Raw genomic sequence first — 18,917 nt, forward strand, 5'->3', positions numbered from 1 at the left:
TGCTAAAAAGCGATTGTGTTATCAGTGGAAAAATCGCTATAGCTTATAAGGATGATAAAGCTTTCGTTTTTAATTACGAGCTTTGTAAAAAACTTCCAAAAAATTTTAAAGAGGAATGTAGAAAAGCTAAAATTCCAAGATTATTAAGAGCTTATTTTTATAATCATAATATTGAAATTTCAAGCTTTAAGTTTTAAAATTTTTTGATAGCTTAAATGGGTTAAGAAAATCACAAAAAATACTTGCAAAAAAAGTCCTAAAAGTGGAACAGAAGAAAGCAAATAAAAACAAAGTGTGCTGAATTTAAATTCAAAAGGAGAAAATTGATTGTTAAAATTTTTAAAATTTTGCTGATTTAAAACTGAACTTATTACGTCTAAAACTAATAATTTATGAAAGAGATAATAAAAAGCAAAGTAATAAACAAAGCTCAAAGTTAATAATTTTGGACCTGCCCGATAACTATCTCCTTAAATTAATTTGTTTGCAAACTATTCCAACTATTATTCTTTATAGTTAATGCGTATTTTATTAAAAAGAAAATAGCCTTATTCATTGATAAGGCTATACATAGCTTGTAGGTATATTTTATTTTTTTATTAATTTACCTTCATAAGCATTTAAAGAAATTCCATTGAATTCTTTTTTCAGATTTGTGTGGTTTATAACAAAATAATAATCTTCGTTATTCACTCTTCTCTTAACAACCTCTACACCAGAATCAGATTCGATAACTTCTATGTTAGATTCTGATAATATCTTCTTAGCTATTATATTCATGATATTATCATCTACGCCAGTACCGATATAATAGGCTTCTCCACGACCGTACTTATTTAAAGTTATAGCTGATAATTCATTATAAAATTTATCATCATACATAAATAAACTTTGCGCTGTAGTAGTTTTTAACATATCTCTAAACACAGCTCCGGTACCTTCAATTCCAGCAAAATTATTTACACCTTTAATTTTGACATCTTGTCCTTCTTGAAGAGACTCTATTTCTTCAACAAATCCACCGATTAAATCATTATAAAAACTTGGATTTAATTCTCCTAATACTAAATTATTATAATAATCCTTAATTGCAGTTCTAAATGTAAATACCACTTTACCACCATTTTTAACAAATTCTTTAATTTTTTCTTGAACTTCAGTCTTAAATACAATCATAGTTGGTATTAATAAAACTTTGTACTCGCTAAAATCTACATATGATGGAATAACATCTATATTAACATTATTTTCATAGAAAGGTCTATATAATCTATATACTTCATTTTTATAATCCATTAAAAAGCTTTGTCTTTGAATTCTAAATGATGCCATAGATTCATAATCATAAATAACAGCTACCTCTGATTTTATTTCACTATTTATAACATTTTCATTTTCTTTCATATCTTTAAAGAAATCTTGAACTTCATAGAATTTTCTTCTTTTTCTATTATCTTGATCTATTATTCCATAACAATATTGTTCTGCTCCTTTAGTTGCTCCTCTATATCTAAAATACATAAGAGAATTGCATCCATGAGCCATTGCCTGGTATGACCACATTTTAGCTTGATTTGGTCTTGGAAGATATCCAATAACATCATGACCTTGTGCTCCCATTATAGCTTCTGTTATCCAAAAGTTTTGTCTTTTGGCACCTCTCATAAAATCTAAACCACATGCTATTTCATATGGAGGAATTGGCTCTTTTTGCCCACCCCATACCGGATAATTGTTATATGCGACTATATCTATATGCTTTGCAAGCTTTGAAAGATCAAAGCTTTTATCAAAATATCCACCCGAAAAATCATGTATTACAATAGAATCTTCACCTAATATTTCTTTTAAAATATTTACTTGTAATTTTGCATAATTTTCAACACTTAAACTTCTAAATCTTTCCCATTCCATCCTCAAACTTGGATTATGAGTGGTTATTGTTTTTGCTGGCATTGGAATTTCATCAAAATCATTATAAGTTTGAGACCAAAATCTAGTACCCCATATTTCATTCAATTTGTTTATATCATTATTATAAGCTTCTTTTAAATAATTTCTAAAGGCTTCTTTGCAGTTATTGCAAAAACATATATCACTACCTTCATGTCCAAATTCATTATCTATTTGCCAAGCCACTATAGCTTTTTCATCCTTAAAATGACTTGCAAGCTTTCTAATTATTATTTCACTGTATTTATGGTAAGTCTTGCTATTAAAACAATATTGTCTTCTTCCACCAAACACTCTTTTTGTATTATCTTCAAACTCACCTAAAACATCTGGATGTTTTTTAGCAAGCCAAGCTGGCATTGTAGCTGTTGGTGTGCCAAATATAACGTTTAATCTTTTTTTCTTAGCTTCATTTATTACACGATCAAAATATGAAAAATCAAATTTCCCTTCTTCACTCTCCATCATATGCCAAGCAAATTCGCCTATTCTTATTACATTGCTACCTAATTCTATAATATTATTTAAATCTTCTTCTAACATATCTTTATCCCAGTGTTCTGGATAATAATCAACACCTAAAAACATTTTGTTTACTCCTTTCTTACTGTAAGTTTTAACCATTATATTAAGTTTATTTTTAAAAGTAAATATCTTTTAAATCAAAATGACGAATTAGAGAATTAACCTATCAAATTGTTTCTACATTACACATGAGTTATTTATAAGTACTAAGTAACTTATAATTCTGCCTCTCTTATTTTTATCGTGTTTTTAGTTTTACTAGTTGGTTTAAATCATACCAAAGAATTTTAGACGCTTCTTTTTGTATATTTTTACTTTTTTGTTCGGGTTTTTCTTTTGCTAAAAAGCGATTGTGTTATCAGTGGAAAAATCGCTATAGCTTATAAGGATGATAAAGCTTTCGTTTTTAATTACGAGCTTTGTAAAAAACTTCCAAAAAATTTTAAAGAGGAATGTAGAAAAGCTAAAATTCCAAGATTATTAAGAGCTTATTTTTATAATCATAATATTGAAATTTCAAGCTTTAAGTTTTAAAATTTTTTGATAGCTTAAATGGGTTAAGAAAATCACAAAAAATACTTGCAAAAAAAGTCCTAAAAATGGAACAGAAGAAAGCAAATAAAAACAAAGTGTGCTGAATTTAAATTCAAAAGGAGAAAATTGATTGTTAAAATTTTTAAAATTTTGCTGATTTAAAACTGAACTTATTACGTCTAAAACTAATAATTTATGAAAGAGATAATAAAAAGCAAAGTAATAAACAAAAAGATTGATAAAGGGTAAAAATAAGGCCAGAGTGCAAAGCATAAAAAGCAAAGCAAATTTTATAAATATTTTAAAAATTTCAAAAAATACTTTGAAAGTTGAAATTTCATCTGTTTTTTCATAATGATAATATTTTTGATTGATTTCTTTAGTAATTAAAGGAGTGAGAAAAGAAGTGATAAAAAGTGCTAAAAAAACCGAAGCAAAAACCACAATAAAACCTGAAAATAGAAAGCTTATAATTGTGATTAGAATTTGAATAAAATGAAAAGCATATAGCCAAGCCCAAAAGGAATCTTCGCTAACACTAAATAAAGAATGAAAATAATCAAGCAAAAAAGAAAAACCAAAGATAACTAAAATTCCTATAAATATCATGCTACCTATAAGTGGGATGAAAGAAAATTTTAAAAATTTAAACGAGAAAAAATCCCGTAAAGAGAGTTTTAGGATTTGCATGATAAGGTTTTTTTATATTCTTCTTCGAGACGATTATAGATTTTTTCATAATCAAATTCGGTTTTTAAAATTTCATTTAAAATTTCATTATCTTCTTTGCCATTCCAATTTTTTACATAGGTTCCGTTTTTGTATCCATGATCCTGCCTAAAAATATTAAGAACATTTTTGCCTATATAAATTTTATAAAGACTATCTAAGTTTAATCCGCATTTAATGGCTAAAGTAAAATAAACAGATAATAATTCATCTAGCTCTAGTTTAAAGCCACTGCATTTGTGGATAATAAGTTCTATATCGTTTAGAATACTATAAATTTCATTTTTATTATCACTTGGTTTATTTTCTTCATTGCAAAAATCTTTAAATTCTCCAATTGAAGCAATTTCAGTAGAAAAAAGACTAAAATCTTGATCTTTTTTTTTATTTTCAAGAAGTAAGCTTAAAATAAAATGCCAAATATCAACAATTTCTATACGGACATTTTCCCAATTTGTTGGCTCTGAAATATTTTTCCAGTGTTTCCAAGCAAAAGAATCAATAAGTTCCGCACACTCCATATAAATACAGCGTCTCCAGCTAATAAGTTTTCCTTCTTTAGTATAACCTTCTTCCCAGCCAAGACCATTGGTTTCGTCATTCAATTTTTGCTGAAGTTTTAGCATATTTTCTATGATTTGTGCGCTTTTCATAAGACTTTACCTTAATTTTTAGAATGATTATAAAATAAAATTTCAAATCAAGCGTAAAGATTTAATCCATCTTTTTGTTTGTCGTTGTTATTTTGATCTTGTTGTTTTTCAAGTTGTTTTTTCATTTGTTCTAAAATTTCGTCTAAAAGTTTTTTACTATCTTCTAGCATAGAAGTATTTGTATCTTTATTGTTTGTTTGGTTTTGTTTTAATAAATTATCAAGCTTATTGGTTAAATTATTCGCAATAGCATTACTATGATTTTCATCTTTTGGAGCTGGTAAAACGTCGGCAATTTGCATAGCGGTTTGAATAATTTCTTTCGGATTTAGTTCTCCTACTTTAGAATTGGCTAAAAAATTTTGCAACATAGGTTCAACGTCTTTCATAGCATTGTTAATTTCATCTAGATCATTTTGAGTTAGTTTAGACCCTTCAAAAGTAAAACTAAATCCATATTGACGTTTCAAGCTTAGATGTTTTCCATCTTCATTGCTATAACCCACGCTTTGATTGTCATACATTGAAAGACTTAAATGTTTGCCACTTTTTGTTGTGTAGTCCATAGAAAAACTCTGATTTTTGCTAGCATCTATTTGCATAATCCACTCCTATAAATCTAGATTTTATTACCATATCGACTGATTTTAAAATTTCTTTAGTATAATATTTAATTATGGATGAGAGAATTTTAAATTTTATAAAAGGCGAACAGCTTTTATCATGGGCAATGATTGATGAAATCGGTGTTTATACCGCCAGTGCTTTTTACGCTTTTGATGAAAAAAATTTTGCTCTGATTATATCTTCACATGAAAACACTAAACATATTAAACTTGCTTTAGCTTATCCTAGCGTAGCTCTTAACATAGCTAAAGAAAATAAAATTGCTTTTTTAAAAGGGATTCAGGCTAAGGCAGATTTTAAGCGTGCAAATGAAGAACAAGAAAAAATATATTTTTCTAAATTTTCTTTTGCTTGTTTAGATAAGAGTGCAAAAGTATATGCTCTTGATTTAATTTGGGTTAAATTTACAGATAATGCTTTAGGTTTTTCTAAAAAATTAGAATTTTTTAGAAAATAAATTTCATTTTTTTTTTTTTTGATAAAATATTGTTTAAAAAAATGAGTTAAGATTTTACATTGTATTTGTTTAAAATTGAAATTGGTGGTGACAAAATTAAATGTTGAATGTAATTTATGCACTTTTTTTTAGAGAATTAAAAACTAGATTTGGTAAAAATAAATATTTAGGCTATTTTTGGGTTATAGGTGAGCCTATGGCTATAGTTTTAGTTGTCACTACTGTTGTAACTATAATTAGAGAATATCATCATCAGGTAATGCCACAAGGTATTTCGATTTTTATGTTTTTGATTTCCGGAATCGTTCCTTATTTTATGTTTAGAAGTATAGTAACTCAACTTATGAATGGCATAGGAGCAAATTTGAATTTATTTGCTTATAAACCCGTTAAGCCTATTCATGTGTTTATAGCTAGAACTTTACTTGAGTTTTGTATTTATTTTGCTATTTTTATAGTGATACTTTTTTTTGCTGGATGGTTTTTTAGATTGGATGTTATTCCTAAACATTTTTTTAATGTTATGATTTGTGTATTTTTGCTTATGGTGTCTGGTTTTGCATTGGGTATGTTATTTGCCATAATAGGATATTTTCTAGAACCTTTAAAAACTTTGCTTAATTATTTTAGCATAGTATTTTATTGGAGTTCCGGGATAATTTTTCCTACCTGGTTAATGCCAAAACCATTGCTCGATATATTTTACTATAATCCTTTGCTTCATATTATGGAAAATTTAAGATATAATTTTTTTGATAATTATCCTATGCAAGATACTTACACTTATTATTATCCTATATTTTGTATTATGTGTATCTATTTTTTAGGTCTTTTTTTGTATTACTATAATAGGCAAGCTTTAACGGCAGTTAGAAGATCATGATAAAATTATTAAATTTGACTAAATCTTATCCTTTATTTGGCGGAGGAAGGCATTATGTTTTTAAGAATTTTAGTTTTGAATTTCCTGAAAATTGTAGCATTGGTTTAATGGGATATAATGGTGCTGGGAAATCAACTTTAATGAAACTTTTAAGTGGATCAGAACTTCCAGATAGAGGTAAAATCATTACCAATAAAAAATTATCATGGCCTTTGGGTTTAAATGGGGCTTTTCAAGGTTCTCTAACTGCAAGGGATAATGCTAAATTTGTAGCAAGAGTTTATGGTTATAGGGGTGAAAAATTGCATGAAAAGGTGCAATTTGTAGAAGACTTTGCTGAACTTGGAAAATTTTTTGATGAACCTATGAATACTTATTCCTCTGGTATGCAAGCACGAATAGCTTTTGGCTTAAGCATGGCTTTTGATTTTGATTATTATCTTATAGACGAAGCTGGAGCTGTTGGGGATCCTAAATTTAGAGAAAAAAGCATTAGGCTTTATAAAGAAAGATTAAGTCAATCTAAAGTTATTATGGTTTCTCATAATGTGGCTGAAATTAAAGAATGGTGTGATAAAATTATTTTTATGGAAAACGGACAAATAACCGTTTATGATGACGTAGATGAAGGTATAGCAGTATATCAAGGGAAAGCGTAATGGAAGAAAATAAAACAATACTAGAAAAAATTAAAGATTTAAGTATATTTGATTCATTTAAAATAGTTTGGTTTTTAATGGCTTTTGTGGTGATATATTATGTATTGATTGCATCAAATCGTTATGTAAGTACTATCAGTATGAGCGTGAAATCAACTACAACAGATAATCAATCTAGCGGTATCTTATCTTTTTTAACAGCAACTTCTAATACCAATGAAGATATTAAATTTTTACAAGGCTATATAGAGTCTCTTGATTTATTAAAAATTTTGGATGAGAAAATTCATCTTAGAGAGCTCTATAATGAACAACATATTGATTTATTTTATAAATTGTTTGATTCTAGCTCTATAGAAAGTTACCTAGAGTATTACCGAAATCGAGTAAGGGTGCATATAGATGATAAAACCGGACTTTTAGATGTTGAAGTAGAAGGTTTTACTCCAGAATCTGCCTATTTGATAGCACAGACCATAATGCAAGAGAGTGAAAAGTTTATAAACGAAATTTCTCATAAAGCAGCAAGAGAACAGATGATCTTTGCTGAAGAAGAATTGTCAAAATATAAAGATCGTTATAAGAAAGCACAAAATGATTTAATTGCTTTTCAAAATAAATACGGAGTTTTTGATCCTTTAAAGCAAGCCGAAAGTAAAACTAAGTTAATTTCTCAACTTGAAGGTAATTTAGCACAAAAAGAAGCTAAACTTCTAACTATGCAAAGCTATATGAATGATAATGCACCTGAAATTGTTGCCTTAAAAGCTGAGATTGGTGCATTGAAAAAACAATTGCTTAAAGAAAAATCTAAAATTTCGGCTAACAATCCTTCTCAAAAGCTAAATAATTTAGTTGCTAAATTTCAAGATTTGAGCATAGAAGCAAGTTTTGCGCAAAAAGCTTATGAAGCGGCTTTAAAAGCTTATGAAAGTGCTAGAATTGAAGCTTTAAGAAAAATTAAACAATTGGTGATTATTCAAACTCCAGATACACCACAAAGTGCAAAATACCCAGAAAGAATTTATAATATTCTTACGGCTTTTATGGTTTTATCTTTATTATATGGAATTATTAAATTTACTAAAATGATTATAGAGGAGCATAAGTATTGATGAGAAAGATTTTTTTATTTTTATTTTCTTTTGTTTTTGCTTTTGGTTCTGTTGATATTTCTCAAATTTCGGCGGTTGAAAATGAGAATTCTAATATGATTTTAGATAAAAACATAAGCAGTACTAATAATCAAAAAATACAACAAGAGAGCACAGCAAATACAGATAATCAAATACCTGTTTTTGGATATCAATTGTTTAATGGAAATTTTAAAAACTACACTCAAAGAGTTTATAATCCTGATTATAAAATTGCGGTTGGAGATCAAATAAGCCTTAAAATTTGGGGATCTGTGGAATTTGAACGAATTTTGGTCGTAGATTCTCAAGGTAATATTTTTATTCCAAAGGTTGGTGCTGTTAATTTGTTAGGAGTGAAAAATAGTTCTTTAGTGAGCGTGATTAAAGCACATGTTAATAGAATCTATAAAAGTAATGTTTTTGTATATGCAGATATGAATGCTTACCAGAATGTTAGCATTTTTGTTACAGGAAGTGTCAATGCTCCAGGGCTTTATCAAGGATTAAGCTCTGATTCTGTTATCCAGTATCTTGATAAAGCAGGTGGGATCAATTTAGAATATGGAAGTTTTCGTGATATTAAAATTTTAAGAAACAATCATGTGATTAAACATATTGATTTATATGATTTTCTACTCAAAGGACAAATGGATCTTTTTCCTTTTAGAAGCGGAGATGTTATTTTGGTGGGTAATGTGCAAAATTACGCTTTTGTAAATGGGGATGTTCAAAGACCTTTTCGTTTTGAACTTTCAAATGATATTAAAACTTTAAGTGATTTAGCACGTGTGGCCGGAGCAAAACCTATAGTGACTAATGCGGTAGTTAAAAGCTATGGGCAAGATCATAAACTTAATGTCAATGCATATAATAAAATGCAATTTTCTAAAGTTTTATTACAAACTGGTGATGAGGTGCAGTTTAATCCAGAATATATTTCTAAAAATATCACCATAACCGTTAATGGTGAACATAGTGGACTTAGAAATTTAGTAGTTAAAAAAGGAACGACTTTAGAAGATGTTTCAAGACTTATAGTGTTTAACGGACAATCTGATACTACCGCCTTACAGGTTTTTAGAAAATCAGTTGCTAGAACTCAAAAAGAACTTATTAATGCACAACTTAAAGAGCTTGAAACTTTAGCATTAACTAGTTCTTCTGTTACTTCCCAAGGGGCTGCCATTAGAGCTGAACAAGCAAAATTGATTCTCGAATTTATCCAAAGAGCTAAGCAAGTTGAACCTAAAGGACAAATCGTTATTGATAATCCAAAATCGTATGATTCAGTGATTTTAGAAGATGGAGATACGATCAATGTTCCAAGCAAAAATAATCTAGTTATTGTACAAGGTGAGGTGTCTTTGCCAGGTGCTTTTGTGTATAGCAAGGGAGAAAATTTAAAATATTACATTGATCTTGCTGGAGGTTATGGAGAAAGAGCAGATACTTCTAAAGTTTTAGTTATACGCAATAATGGAAAGGCTGAAAAATATAGTGGAGGTGTTAGCATGTATCCAGGGGATTCTATTTTAGTTTTACCTAAAGTAGAAAGTGAGAATTTGCAAATCTTTAGTATGCTAACTCAAATTCTTTATCAAATCGCCGTTGCAACAAACGTCGTATTAAATCTCTAAAAGGTTTTTTATGAAGGCCATTGAAATTGCAAAGGAAGTTTTTAAAATTGAGGCTGAGTCTATATCAAACTTAGCTTCGCATTTGGATGAGAATTTTAATCAAGCAGTTGAGCTTATTTTTCATACCAAAGGAAGATGTATAGTTAGCGGTATGGGAAAATCAGGCCATATAGGTGCCAAGATTGCAGCAACCTTAGCAAGTACAGGAACTCCTAGCTTTTTTATCCATCCTGGAGAAGCTTTGCATGGTGATCTTGGTATGATGACTCCAGAAGATGTTTTGATCGCTATTTCAAATTCAGGAGAGACTGAAGAGCTTTTAAAAATTATCCCTGTAATAAAAAGAAGAAAAATAACTCTTATAGCTATGACAGGAAATTTAAATTCCACCCTAGCAAAACAAGCGGATATTTGTTTGGATATTTCAGTTAAAAAAGAAGCTTGTCCACTTAAGCTTGCTCCTATGTCTTCAACGACTGCAACTTTGGTTATGGGTGATGCTTTGGCTGCGGCTTTGATGAAAATAAGAAATTTTAAACCGGATGATTTTGCTCTTTTTCATCCAGGAGGAAGCTTAGGGCGTAAGCTTTTAACCAAAGTAAAAGATCTTATGGTTTCAAAAAATCTTCCTATTGTGCATCCACAAACCGAATTCAACGATCTCGTTGATATAATGACTAGCGGAAAGCTTGGGCTTTGTGTGGTTATAGAAAATGAAAAATTGATCGGAATCATTACTGATGGAGATTTGCGTCGTGCTTTAAAAGCAAACGATAAACCAAGATTTGATTTTAAAGCAGAAGAAATTATGAGCAATGATCCAAAAGTTATTGATGCTGATGCTATGGCGAGTGAAGCTGAAGAGTTAATGTTAAAACACAAGATTAAAGAAATTGTTGTGGGAAAAGATGGTAAAGTGGTAGGAATTATCCAGCTTTATGCGATAGGAAAAATATAGGTAATAGCTATGGTTTAAATTGTTTTAAAGAAAAGAATTAGATTATGGGGATAATTTATAAATTTATATATAAGGCGTTTGTGTTTTTAAATTGCAATTTAAGACAAGTAGACAATAAAATCACTTTTATTTTTAACAAAACTAGCAAAGAATATTTAAATTTAGATTTTTTGTACGAATATTTTTATAGCAAAAGTAATAATGCTATTCTTGTTAAAATTCAATCAAATAGGAATTGTTTGAATAAAATTTGGTGGATTTCACAATCTAAAATTATTTTTGTAGATCAGGCCGATCGTATTATTTCTAGGCTTACATTAGATAAAAAAACAAAACTCATACAAGTGTGGCACGCAGGTGGTGCATATAAAGCATTTGGTTTTGATGCAATGCGTCATTATGAAGATCAGGCAAAAGAACTAAGTAGAATTTCAAGAATACATGGTCAGTATTCCAATGTTATTATCTCAGATGCAAAATTAATAGATATCATGACAAAAGCATATAATATTCAATCAGATAAATTATTACCATTAGGATTACCAAGAACGGATATGTTTTTTAAATTAAAAAATAAGAAACAAATTAAAAATGAAATTAAAAATTCATTTAAACTTAAAGAAAAAACCAAAATAATATTATATTGCCCGACCTTTAGAACGAGTAATAATAAGCGTAATATAAATTTAAATTATCTTAATATAGTACAAAATTCTACCAAAAAAGTATTTCAAAATAGTGTAATTTTATACAGAGATCATCCTAGTGTTATACGAGACGGATATGCATATGGCGATGGAATTATCGATGTTTCTAGATATACTAATATTACTGATTTGTTTATAATATCCGACTTTTTAATTACGGATTATTCTTCAATTATTTTTGATTATTCGTTTTTTAAAAAACCCATCATTTTATTTACTCCAGATATTGATACTTATGTTATTGAAAATAGAAAGCTATATTTTCAACCTGAAGAACTTGTTGGAAAAAATATGGTGGCAAAAGATTTTAATACTCTTACTCAATGTATTTTAAATGCAGAATATACAGGAAAATTATGGGATAATTTTATGGGAGGTTGTGATGGGCAAGTGTGTGAAAAAATTTATGATTATTTTTGCAAAAATTAACTATAGATAAGATATAATACTATACATGAAAAAAATATATTCTATTGCGATAATATTAGCTGCTGGGTCTGGAAAAAGAATGGGTAATGTTATATTACCAAAGCAATTTTTAACATTATCTACGAAGCCAATAATCTTAATTACTTTAGAAAGAATAATTAAATCCAAGTTATTTGAAAAAATCGTTTTAGTGATAAATTCTTATTGGCATGAATATGTTTTGCAAATTCTAAATAACTATAACGTCAATATGAACGATATAGAATTAGTTTTTGGCGGAGAAGAACGCATAGATAGTATTCAAAATGCTTTATCGTATTTAGATCAAAACTATATTTGCGAGAATTCTAGTATAGTTGTATTTGATGCTGTTAGGCCTTTTATAACTTCTAAATTGATGTTTGACGCATTGGAATATGCTAGAAAGTATGGTGTAGCAGTTGCTGGAATAGAAGCTAAAGATACTATATATGGAATTAAAAATAATCAGGTGGATTATATTCCTTGTAGAAAGTTACTCGTTAATGGTCAAGCTCCAGATTCTTGTAAATTTACAATTTTAAAAAAATCAATTAATCAGCTTAATAAAATCGAAAAGGAAATGGTAACGGGTACAGCACAAATTTGTTATCTAAAAGGTTATAATGTTTATATTTTTAAGGGGGATGAGAGAAATATAAAAATTACAACTAAGATAGACTATATGGTTGCTAAGATTATTGAAAAAGAGTGGCAAGAATGAAAAGGATTATTTTAAAATCTAGAGAAAAATTATATGTTGATGAGTGTGAAATTCCAAAATTAAAGGATCTAAGTGCTATTGTAAATGTTAAAGCGTGCGGTATTTGTAGCAGTGATTATTCTAGAATTTATAGAGAAGGTTTTAATAATTTTCCATTGGTTTTAGGACATGAATTTTCTGGAGTTATTGCTGAAGTTGATGAATCTCAGAAGCGAATTAAAAAAAATGATAGAGTTGTTATATTTCCTTTAAAACCTTGTTTTAAATGTTTTAATTGCAAAAGAAATATGTATGCTCAATGTGTTAAATATAGTTATTTTGGATCTAGAGAAGATGGTGGTTTGCAAGAGTATATTAGTGTGCCAATATGGAATATTTTGCCTATATATGATATACCATTTGATATAGCAGCATTAATAGAGCCAGCAGCTGTAGCTTTACATGCAATAAAAAAAAGTGCCGTTAAAGATGATGATAAAATTTTAATATTTGGCACAGGCGTTATAGGAATTTTTTTAGGTTTGATATTAAATACCATGAAAATAAATAATATCAATTATATGGTTAGAAACCAAAATAAATATGAATTTTTACACTCTCTAGGTTTTAGTGTATTAAATCATACCGATATAGATGAATTTGACGTCGTATTTGAATGTGTTGGCGCTAATGAATCAATTGAATCTTCTATTAATTATTTGGGGGCTAGATCTAAATTGGTGTTGGTGGGTAATCCGATTTCTGATATAAATATAAAACAGGTTATTTATTGGAAAATTTTAAGATCTGAATTAAATATTATTGGAGTATGGAATTCAGATTATCCAACTGATTGGAAAGAAATAGTTGATATAATAAAAAATATGGATTATAGAGTGTTGAGGAGTATGTTAATTCAAACCTCCGATTTTAAAGATCTTATCGATTTAATCGATAGAAAATATAAAAATGAAATTTCAAAATTAAAGGTTATGTGGATTAATGATTGATAAAAAATTTTCAGCTTCCATGGTTTGTAGTTCTTTTGTTGATTTAAAAGAAACCATAGAAATATTAAATAGCAATGTCCATTTATTTCATATTGATATGATGGATAATCATTTTGTTTATAATTTGGGGTTGTCATACGATCAGATAAATGAGATAAGGACTTTTTCTAGACTCCCTTTTGATTTTCATATAATGATGAATGATCCTTGTAAGGTTATTGAAAGAGATATTATTAAGTCTGGAGATATGGTTTCAATACATATGGACTCTGTGTTTAATTTTACAGAAATTGCAGAGAAGATAAAAGGAATAGGTGCTAAAGTCTTATTGGCAATAAATCCTTTAAGTCCTACTAAATCTATCGAGTTGGTATATGACTTAATTGATGGCGTTAATTATTTAACAGTTAATCCAGGTTATGCATCTCAGACACAATTGAGTATAGCTCAAGAGCAAGCAAAAAATATCGGAATTTTATTAAGCAAATATGAAAATAAAGATTTTATTTTCGAAGTAGATGGAAATATGAGCCTTAAAAATATAGAAATATTTTCAAAATTTGGAGCAAATCATTTTGTACTAGGAACATCTAGTATCTTTCCAAATCATTGCTTAGATAAAGAGAGGTTGGCTCAATTGACAAATCTTTAAAAAGGCTTTTTAATAAAGGAGTTAATTATATTTACATAATTTTACTTCTATTATCTTAAAAAAGAAAAAATAAAAAAATACAAGAAAAAAAAAAGGGGGGGGGGAGATGTTTTTTTCGATAGTTATTCCGGCTTATAACTCGGCAACTACGATAGGTTACACTTTGGAGTCGATTATTTCTCAGTCATTTACTGATTTTGAAATTATAATTGTTAATGATGGTTCAACAGATAACCTAACCTTATCTATATGCGAAAAATTTAAAATGATAAACAATGATAAAAATATTACAATAATTAGCAAGGAAAACGGAGGATTATGTAGTGCTAGAAATAAAGGCATAGAGAATGCTCAAGGTGAAGTACTTATTTTTCTAGATAGTGATGATTTGCTTCCGGAAAAGACTTTGGAAAATTATTATAATATTTTTCAATCCTATGATGTCGATGTGGTTCAAGGAAAGCTACTTAATTTTAACGCAAAAAAGCAATGGAAAAGTGAAACTTATGAAAAAACGATTTCTTTTTCTCATATTTTAGATTACGAAAGCGAGGATTATACACAATTTATGAGTTTATGTATAAATCCTTGTAATAAGGCTATTAAAAAAAAATTTATTTTAGAAAATAAAATTTTTTTCTTAAATAATATAATGATGACAGAAGATCATTATTTTTTAAATTTATTAAACAGCAAAAATCCAAAAGTTTTTCTATTAAATCAATACACTTTAATGTATAGAAGAGATAATCCAAATCAATCAACAAATATTTGGAAACCATCGTATTTAAAAGATATTCTTGCGGTTCAAAAAGAATTAAACCATCTTTTAGATATTAAGATTAAAGATGCTTATTATAAAAGATTTTTTGATTATGAATTTAAAAAATTTATTTTTTCTCCAATCATAGGAATGAGACAAAGAGAAATGTCACAATATTGCCCTGATGTTTTAGATATCTTAAAAACTATTCCTCAAGAATATAAGGATAAATATCTTGATTTTAAATTATCAAATATAAAAACCGAAAAAGAACTTTTAAAGGCATTAAAAAAAATAAAATTTAAAAAAATATTTAAAGATGGTTTCTTTTTTACGCTAAAAAAAATAAATAAAATAAAAAATTATTATATAAAGGGTTTAGATTGGCTATACTCTAAACTCTTGGGAAAAAAAAGGCTAAATTTCGTAGTTTTTATGTATAATGTTCTATCTTTACTTATCCCTATAAAAAACAATAAAATCACCTTTGCTATCAGACCTAAAGATAAGCTTAAATTTTTAAAAGAGATTAAGGAGGAAGTGCTCTCTAGAAATCAATTTGCAGTCAAAACTTTATTGGCAAAGAAAATTGGATTTTTTGAAGATTTGAGAATAGTTTATCATCTGGTGCGTTCCAAAGTTATAATTATTGATGGACATTATTGGTATCTACGTGGTGTTATTGCAAGAAAAAATCAAATTGTTATTCAATCATGGCATGCTTGTGGACTTGGAAAAAAATTTGGATTAGATATATTTGAAAAAAATAGTGATGAATATAAAGAACAGCTAAAACATCATAGTTCTTATAGCTATACTTTAGTTTCAAGTGATATAGCAATTAATGCCTATATGAGTGCTTTTAATTTAAAAAAAGAGCAAATTTTAACTATAGGAAATATATTATCCGATAGAATAATTAATAATAAAAAATCTAAAGAACAAGCTTATTTTGAATTAGGCATTGATACAAATAAAAAATTGGTTTTATATGCTCCAACTTTTAGGGAAGATGTAGGAAAATTTACAAATATAGGTTTTTTTCAGCCGAAAATTGATTTTGAAAAATTATCCGAAAAATTCGGACATGAGTATATTTTTGCTTGTAGAATCCATTCCAATTATAAAGATGTTAAACTACCAAATAGTGTTTTAAATTTAAGTCAATATGACGAAGCAACTGTTTTAAGTGCTACTGAAATATTAATTACAGATTATTCTTCTATAGTATTTTCATTTTTGCATTTTAAAAGGCCAATTATTTTGTTTGCATATGATCTTCCAATATATATGGGACAAAGAAATATGTATTTAGATTATGAAAAATATTTTCCAGGATACATTGTATATAATCAAAATCAATTGTCGCAGGCTATTGAACAAGTCGATCGGATATTTGATAAAGAAAAAATTCAGTTTTATTGGGATTTGCATATGCAATATTGCGATGGAAAGACAGCTGTAAGATTAGTTGATTTTATTGAGAAATTAATTAAAAGGGAGAAATTATGAGAAAGAATATGTTTAAGTTTTTTGATGTTTCATCATTATGTTTTAATCCTTATTTAACAGATAAAAGGCAACCGCCTAGACCTAAGGAGCTTCGACAAGACAGCTATGATATTGATTTTGATTACGGAATTATCTTTGCTGATATTTTTTTTGATGCAACTGAAAAATACCTCGTGCATTGTATAGGTGCCCCCCTTTATCATATGAACGATTTAATACGCGAAGAGTCTTTTTGGATGCGAAATTCTTTAAATGTATCAGAATCTAGTTATTTAAAACATATTACTTATGATCAGCCTAAAATTTCTTTTAAGGAATTAGATAGAGCGAGTCATTTTTATTTTAATTATAAAATGCTACTAAAACCTAAATTCATGCAAACAAATCGCTATGGCGATATTAAATTCAATATTATAAATCAAAATTCTAGCGAGTTGTTAAGAAATAAAAGAGTCGTATTATTTAAAAATAAAGATAACAAATTCGAGTGGGTGAGAGATTATTGTAATTATTATGATAAGATTCATAAAGCGGACGCTGTGTTGATTTATGATAGCAGTGAATTATATTCTTCTAAAGAATTGTTAGAATACCTAAAAGCTAATGTTAATATTTCTATCTTTGTGGTTAGATGGCCAGTACCTTATGGACCATTGGCCTCTAAAGGATCTTATTGGGATAGTGATTATTCCATATATGTAGTATATGAGCATGCAAAATATAGATTTTTGAGGTGTGCTAAGTCGGTGTTATATGTAGATATTGATGAACTTGTGGTTAGTAAAAATAATCAATCTATTTTTGAATATACTGAAAAATTAGGAAAAACAGTATATTTTGATGGTAGATGGGTTGCAAATACTTGCTCTTCTGATATTTATTCATTTAAAGACATGAGTTATCTTTATCGTATCGGAGATAAGGATAGGGCTACTATCAAATGGTGCACAGTTATTGATCCATCTAAAGATCATATTCAATGGAGATGCCATTATCATTATGATACGGAGACTAAGCAAGTTACAATAGAAGATTTAGATACAAATTTTGAAACAAGACATTTTGTTGCTATTACTAGTGGTTGGAGAAGTAAGTTACGTTTTGATAAAATTTTAGATACCTCAAATTTTGATGACTGCGAAATTTTACACAATGTGTTTCGTAAAATGGGATGGGAATGAAGTCATTTCAAGATGACTTCTTTTTCCGTTGCAATGATATGGCCTTTATAACCTTTTTCTCTTAAAGAATTTATAATTTCTTCTTCATAAAGAGGTGCTGCGATGACAATAATTTCTACATCTTTAAGATTTTCTATATTTGGTTCTTGGATAATGATTGAAGAATTTTGCAAGTACATACCTTGTTTTCTTTTGTCAAGATCAAAACATTTTTTGATTTTTTCAGGATGATCTATAAAGGTTATTATGCTATTTCCATGAGCTCCAGAACCATAAATTGCAATATTATTACAATTGCATAAAAATTCATTTAGTTTTGTTATATTTTTTTGGAATAATATTGAAACATTGCTATCAAAAAAATTGAAATTTAATTTATTTAAGATTTGAGGTTCGGATATTTTTTTAAAAAACAATCCTACATGTTGTTCTCTAAAAAGAAAAATTTCATCAACGATTTCACAGCCCAACGACTGCAAGGTATTGATTAGAATATTTTTTTGATAATAGCCACAATGATCATTGAAAATTTCATAAAATCTATTATGTTTAACCAGCTCATTAAAGTTTGGAACTTCTACATATATTATTCCATTGTTTTCTAACAAATTAACAACATTTTGTAAAAAATCTAAAGGAGTATTGATATGTTCAAGTAAGTGTCTAAATGTAATAAAGTCAATTTTATATTCTAATTTACTTTTTAAAATATCGCAGTCAAAAAATCCTTGTATGTGTTTAAGATTGTTTATATTTTCTATTTCCAATGAAACCAAAGATGGATCAACAGTGTAGATAAATTTCACTTCATTTATAAGTGCATTTACCATATCTCCGCTACCTGGAGCGATTTCAAGGCAAACGCTATTTTTGTCAATATATTTTAAACATTTATCTTTGATCGTTTTGATAACATTACTCATAGCCCTGGAAACTATTTTACGAGAGAAATAACCTTCGCTTTGATATTCTCGAGAGATTTTTTTTAGGTCAAATGTGAGATTATACACATAGCCACAATCTTGGCATTGCACAAGTGTTATAGTATTATCACCCTTGCAATACCCCCCCCCGTTATTATTTATATTTTTTGTCAAATTTTTATCAAGCTTGCCAGATGAGGTAAAAGCATTTTTTGTTATAAAAAGTTCTTTAGGTGTTTGATTACTTCGACATAATGGACATGACATG

General features: G+C 28.1%; 17 protein-coding genes and 3 pseudogenes. 14 read left to right on the plus strand and 6 right to left on the minus strand.

The window, feature by feature from the left end; genetic code table 11:
• Positions 1 to 197 (plus strand): annotated as a pseudogene (locus CQA76_RS04630) (tRNA lysidine(34) synthetase TilS); the annotation flags it as partial.
• On the opposite strand, the pseudogene CQA76_RS04635 reads toward CQA76_RS04630, so the two are convergent.
• Positions 180 to 428, minus strand: a pseudogene (locus tag CQA76_RS04635) (EI24 domain-containing protein); the annotation flags it as partial. The pseudogenes CQA76_RS04630 and CQA76_RS04635 overlap by 18 nt on opposite strands.
• 160 nt (positions 429 to 588) lie before the next feature.
• Positions 589 to 2,541, minus strand: a complete 1,953-nt coding sequence (locus tag CQA76_RS04640) for a beta-galactosidase (protein WP_137622280.1) — start codon at positions 2,539 to 2,541, stop codon at positions 589 to 591.
• Between the two features lie 276 nt (positions 2,542 to 2,817).
• On the opposite strand from CQA76_RS04640, the pseudogene CQA76_RS04645 reads away from it, so the two are divergent.
• A pseudogene (locus CQA76_RS04645) lies at positions 2,818 to 3,012 on the plus strand (tRNA lysidine(34) synthetase TilS); the annotation flags it as partial.
• Here CQA76_RS04645 and CQA76_RS04650 read toward each other — a convergent pair.
• From CQA76_RS04650 to ciaI, 3 genes are read right to left on the minus strand one after another with little or no spacing between them, the layout of a single operon-like run.
• A complete protein-coding gene (locus CQA76_RS04650; RefSeq protein WP_137622281.1) occupies positions 2,995 to 3,702 on the minus strand; it encodes an EI24 domain-containing protein in 708 nt (235 codons plus the stop codon). The pseudogene CQA76_RS04645 and the gene CQA76_RS04650 overlap by 18 nt on opposite strands.
• Positions 3,690 to 4,394, minus strand: coding sequence for a dUTPase (dut, locus tag CQA76_RS04655; RefSeq protein ID WP_137622282.1), 705 nt, complete (start codon positions 4,392 to 4,394; stop codon positions 3,690 to 3,692). Before dut ends, CQA76_RS04650 begins: the two co-directional genes overlap by 13 nt.
• A 47-nt stretch (positions 4,395 to 4,441) precedes the next feature.
• The gene (gene ciaI / locus CQA76_RS04660) at positions 4,442 to 4,996 is read right to left on the minus strand and encodes an intracellular survival protein CiaI (RefSeq protein ID WP_137622283.1); all 555 of its coding nucleotides are present in this window, start codon (positions 4,994 to 4,996) and stop codon (positions 4,442 to 4,444) included.
• Between the two features lie 74 nt (positions 4,997 to 5,070).
• On the opposite strand from ciaI, the gene CQA76_RS04665 reads away from it, so the two are divergent.
• From CQA76_RS04665 to CQA76_RS04720, 12 genes are all read left to right on the plus strand, one after another.
• Positions 5,071 to 5,478 (plus strand): hypothetical protein, encoded by a 408-nt coding sequence (locus CQA76_RS04665; protein WP_137622284.1) that lies wholly within the window; start codon positions 5,071 to 5,073, stop codon positions 5,476 to 5,478.
• 100 nt (positions 5,479 to 5,578) lie between these two features.
• Complete coding sequence (gene kpsM, locus CQA76_RS04670; RefSeq protein WP_137622285.1) at positions 5,579 to 6,361, plus strand: capsule polysaccharide transporter KpsM; 783 nt, start codon at positions 5,579 to 5,581, stop codon at positions 6,359 to 6,361.
• The gene (locus tag CQA76_RS04675) at positions 6,358 to 7,020 is read left to right on the plus strand and encodes an ABC transporter ATP-binding protein (RefSeq protein WP_137622286.1); all 663 of its coding nucleotides are present in this window, start codon (positions 6,358 to 6,360) and stop codon (positions 7,018 to 7,020) included. Before kpsM ends, CQA76_RS04675 begins: the two co-directional genes overlap by 4 nt.
• Positions 7,020 to 8,135: a capsule biosynthesis protein gene (locus tag CQA76_RS04680; RefSeq protein ID WP_137622287.1), complete on the plus strand. Its 1,116-nt coding sequence runs from the start codon at positions 7,020 to 7,022 to the stop codon at positions 8,133 to 8,135. Before CQA76_RS04675 ends, CQA76_RS04680 begins: the two co-directional genes overlap by 1 nt.
• Positions 8,135 to 9,793 carry a polysaccharide biosynthesis/export family protein gene (locus tag CQA76_RS04685; RefSeq protein ID WP_137622288.1) on the plus strand — a complete coding sequence of 553 codons (1,659 nt, stop codon included), beginning with the start codon at positions 8,135 to 8,137 and terminating at the stop codon, positions 9,791 to 9,793. Before CQA76_RS04680 ends, CQA76_RS04685 begins: the two co-directional genes overlap by 1 nt.
• 10 nt (positions 9,794 to 9,803) lie before the next feature.
• Positions 9,804 to 10,751 (plus strand): KpsF/GutQ family sugar-phosphate isomerase, encoded by a 948-nt coding sequence (locus CQA76_RS04690; RefSeq protein WP_137622289.1) that lies wholly within the window; start codon positions 9,804 to 9,806, stop codon positions 10,749 to 10,751.
• A gap of 44 nt (positions 10,752 to 10,795) precedes the next feature.
• A complete protein-coding gene (locus tag CQA76_RS04695; RefSeq protein WP_137622290.1) occupies positions 10,796 to 11,887 on the plus strand; it encodes a CDP-glycerol glycerophosphotransferase family protein in 1,092 nt (363 codons plus the stop codon).
• A gap of 25 nt (positions 11,888 to 11,912) precedes the next feature.
• Positions 11,913 to 12,629, plus strand: coding sequence for an IspD/TarI family cytidylyltransferase (locus CQA76_RS04700; RefSeq protein WP_137622291.1), 717 nt, complete (start codon positions 11,913 to 11,915; stop codon positions 12,627 to 12,629).
• On the plus strand, positions 12,626 to 13,618 hold the full coding sequence (locus tag CQA76_RS04705) for an alcohol dehydrogenase catalytic domain-containing protein (RefSeq protein WP_137622292.1): 993 nt from the start codon (positions 12,626 to 12,628) through the stop codon (positions 13,616 to 13,618). The genes CQA76_RS04700 and CQA76_RS04705 overlap by 4 nt, the downstream gene beginning before the upstream one ends.
• A complete protein-coding gene (locus CQA76_RS04710; RefSeq protein WP_137622293.1) occupies positions 13,611 to 14,270 on the plus strand; it encodes a ribulose-phosphate 3-epimerase in 660 nt (219 codons plus the stop codon). Before CQA76_RS04705 ends, CQA76_RS04710 begins: the two co-directional genes overlap by 8 nt.
• A gap of 106 nt (positions 14,271 to 14,376) precedes the next feature.
• Positions 14,377 to 16,545 (plus strand): bifunctional glycosyltransferase/CDP-glycerol:glycerophosphate glycerophosphotransferase, encoded by a 2,169-nt coding sequence (locus CQA76_RS04715; RefSeq protein WP_137622294.1) that lies wholly within the window; start codon positions 14,377 to 14,379, stop codon positions 16,543 to 16,545.
• A complete protein-coding gene (locus CQA76_RS04720) occupies positions 16,542 to 17,726 on the plus strand; it encodes a hypothetical protein (RefSeq protein ID WP_137622295.1) in 1,185 nt (394 codons plus the stop codon). Before CQA76_RS04715 ends, CQA76_RS04720 begins: the two co-directional genes overlap by 4 nt.
• A gap of 2 nt (positions 17,727 to 17,728) precedes the next feature.
• Here the strand turns inward: CQA76_RS04720 and CQA76_RS04725 are convergent, their stop codons facing one another.
• Positions 17,729 to 18,916 (minus strand): class I SAM-dependent methyltransferase, encoded by a 1,188-nt coding sequence (locus CQA76_RS04725; RefSeq protein ID WP_137622296.1) that lies wholly within the window; start codon positions 18,914 to 18,916, stop codon positions 17,729 to 17,731.
• Position 18,917 lies beyond the last annotated feature (1 nt).

This window comes from Campylobacter aviculae, assembly GCF_005406215.1.
GTDB lineage: Bacteria > Campylobacterota > Campylobacteria > Campylobacterales > Campylobacteraceae > Campylobacter_D > Campylobacter_D aviculae.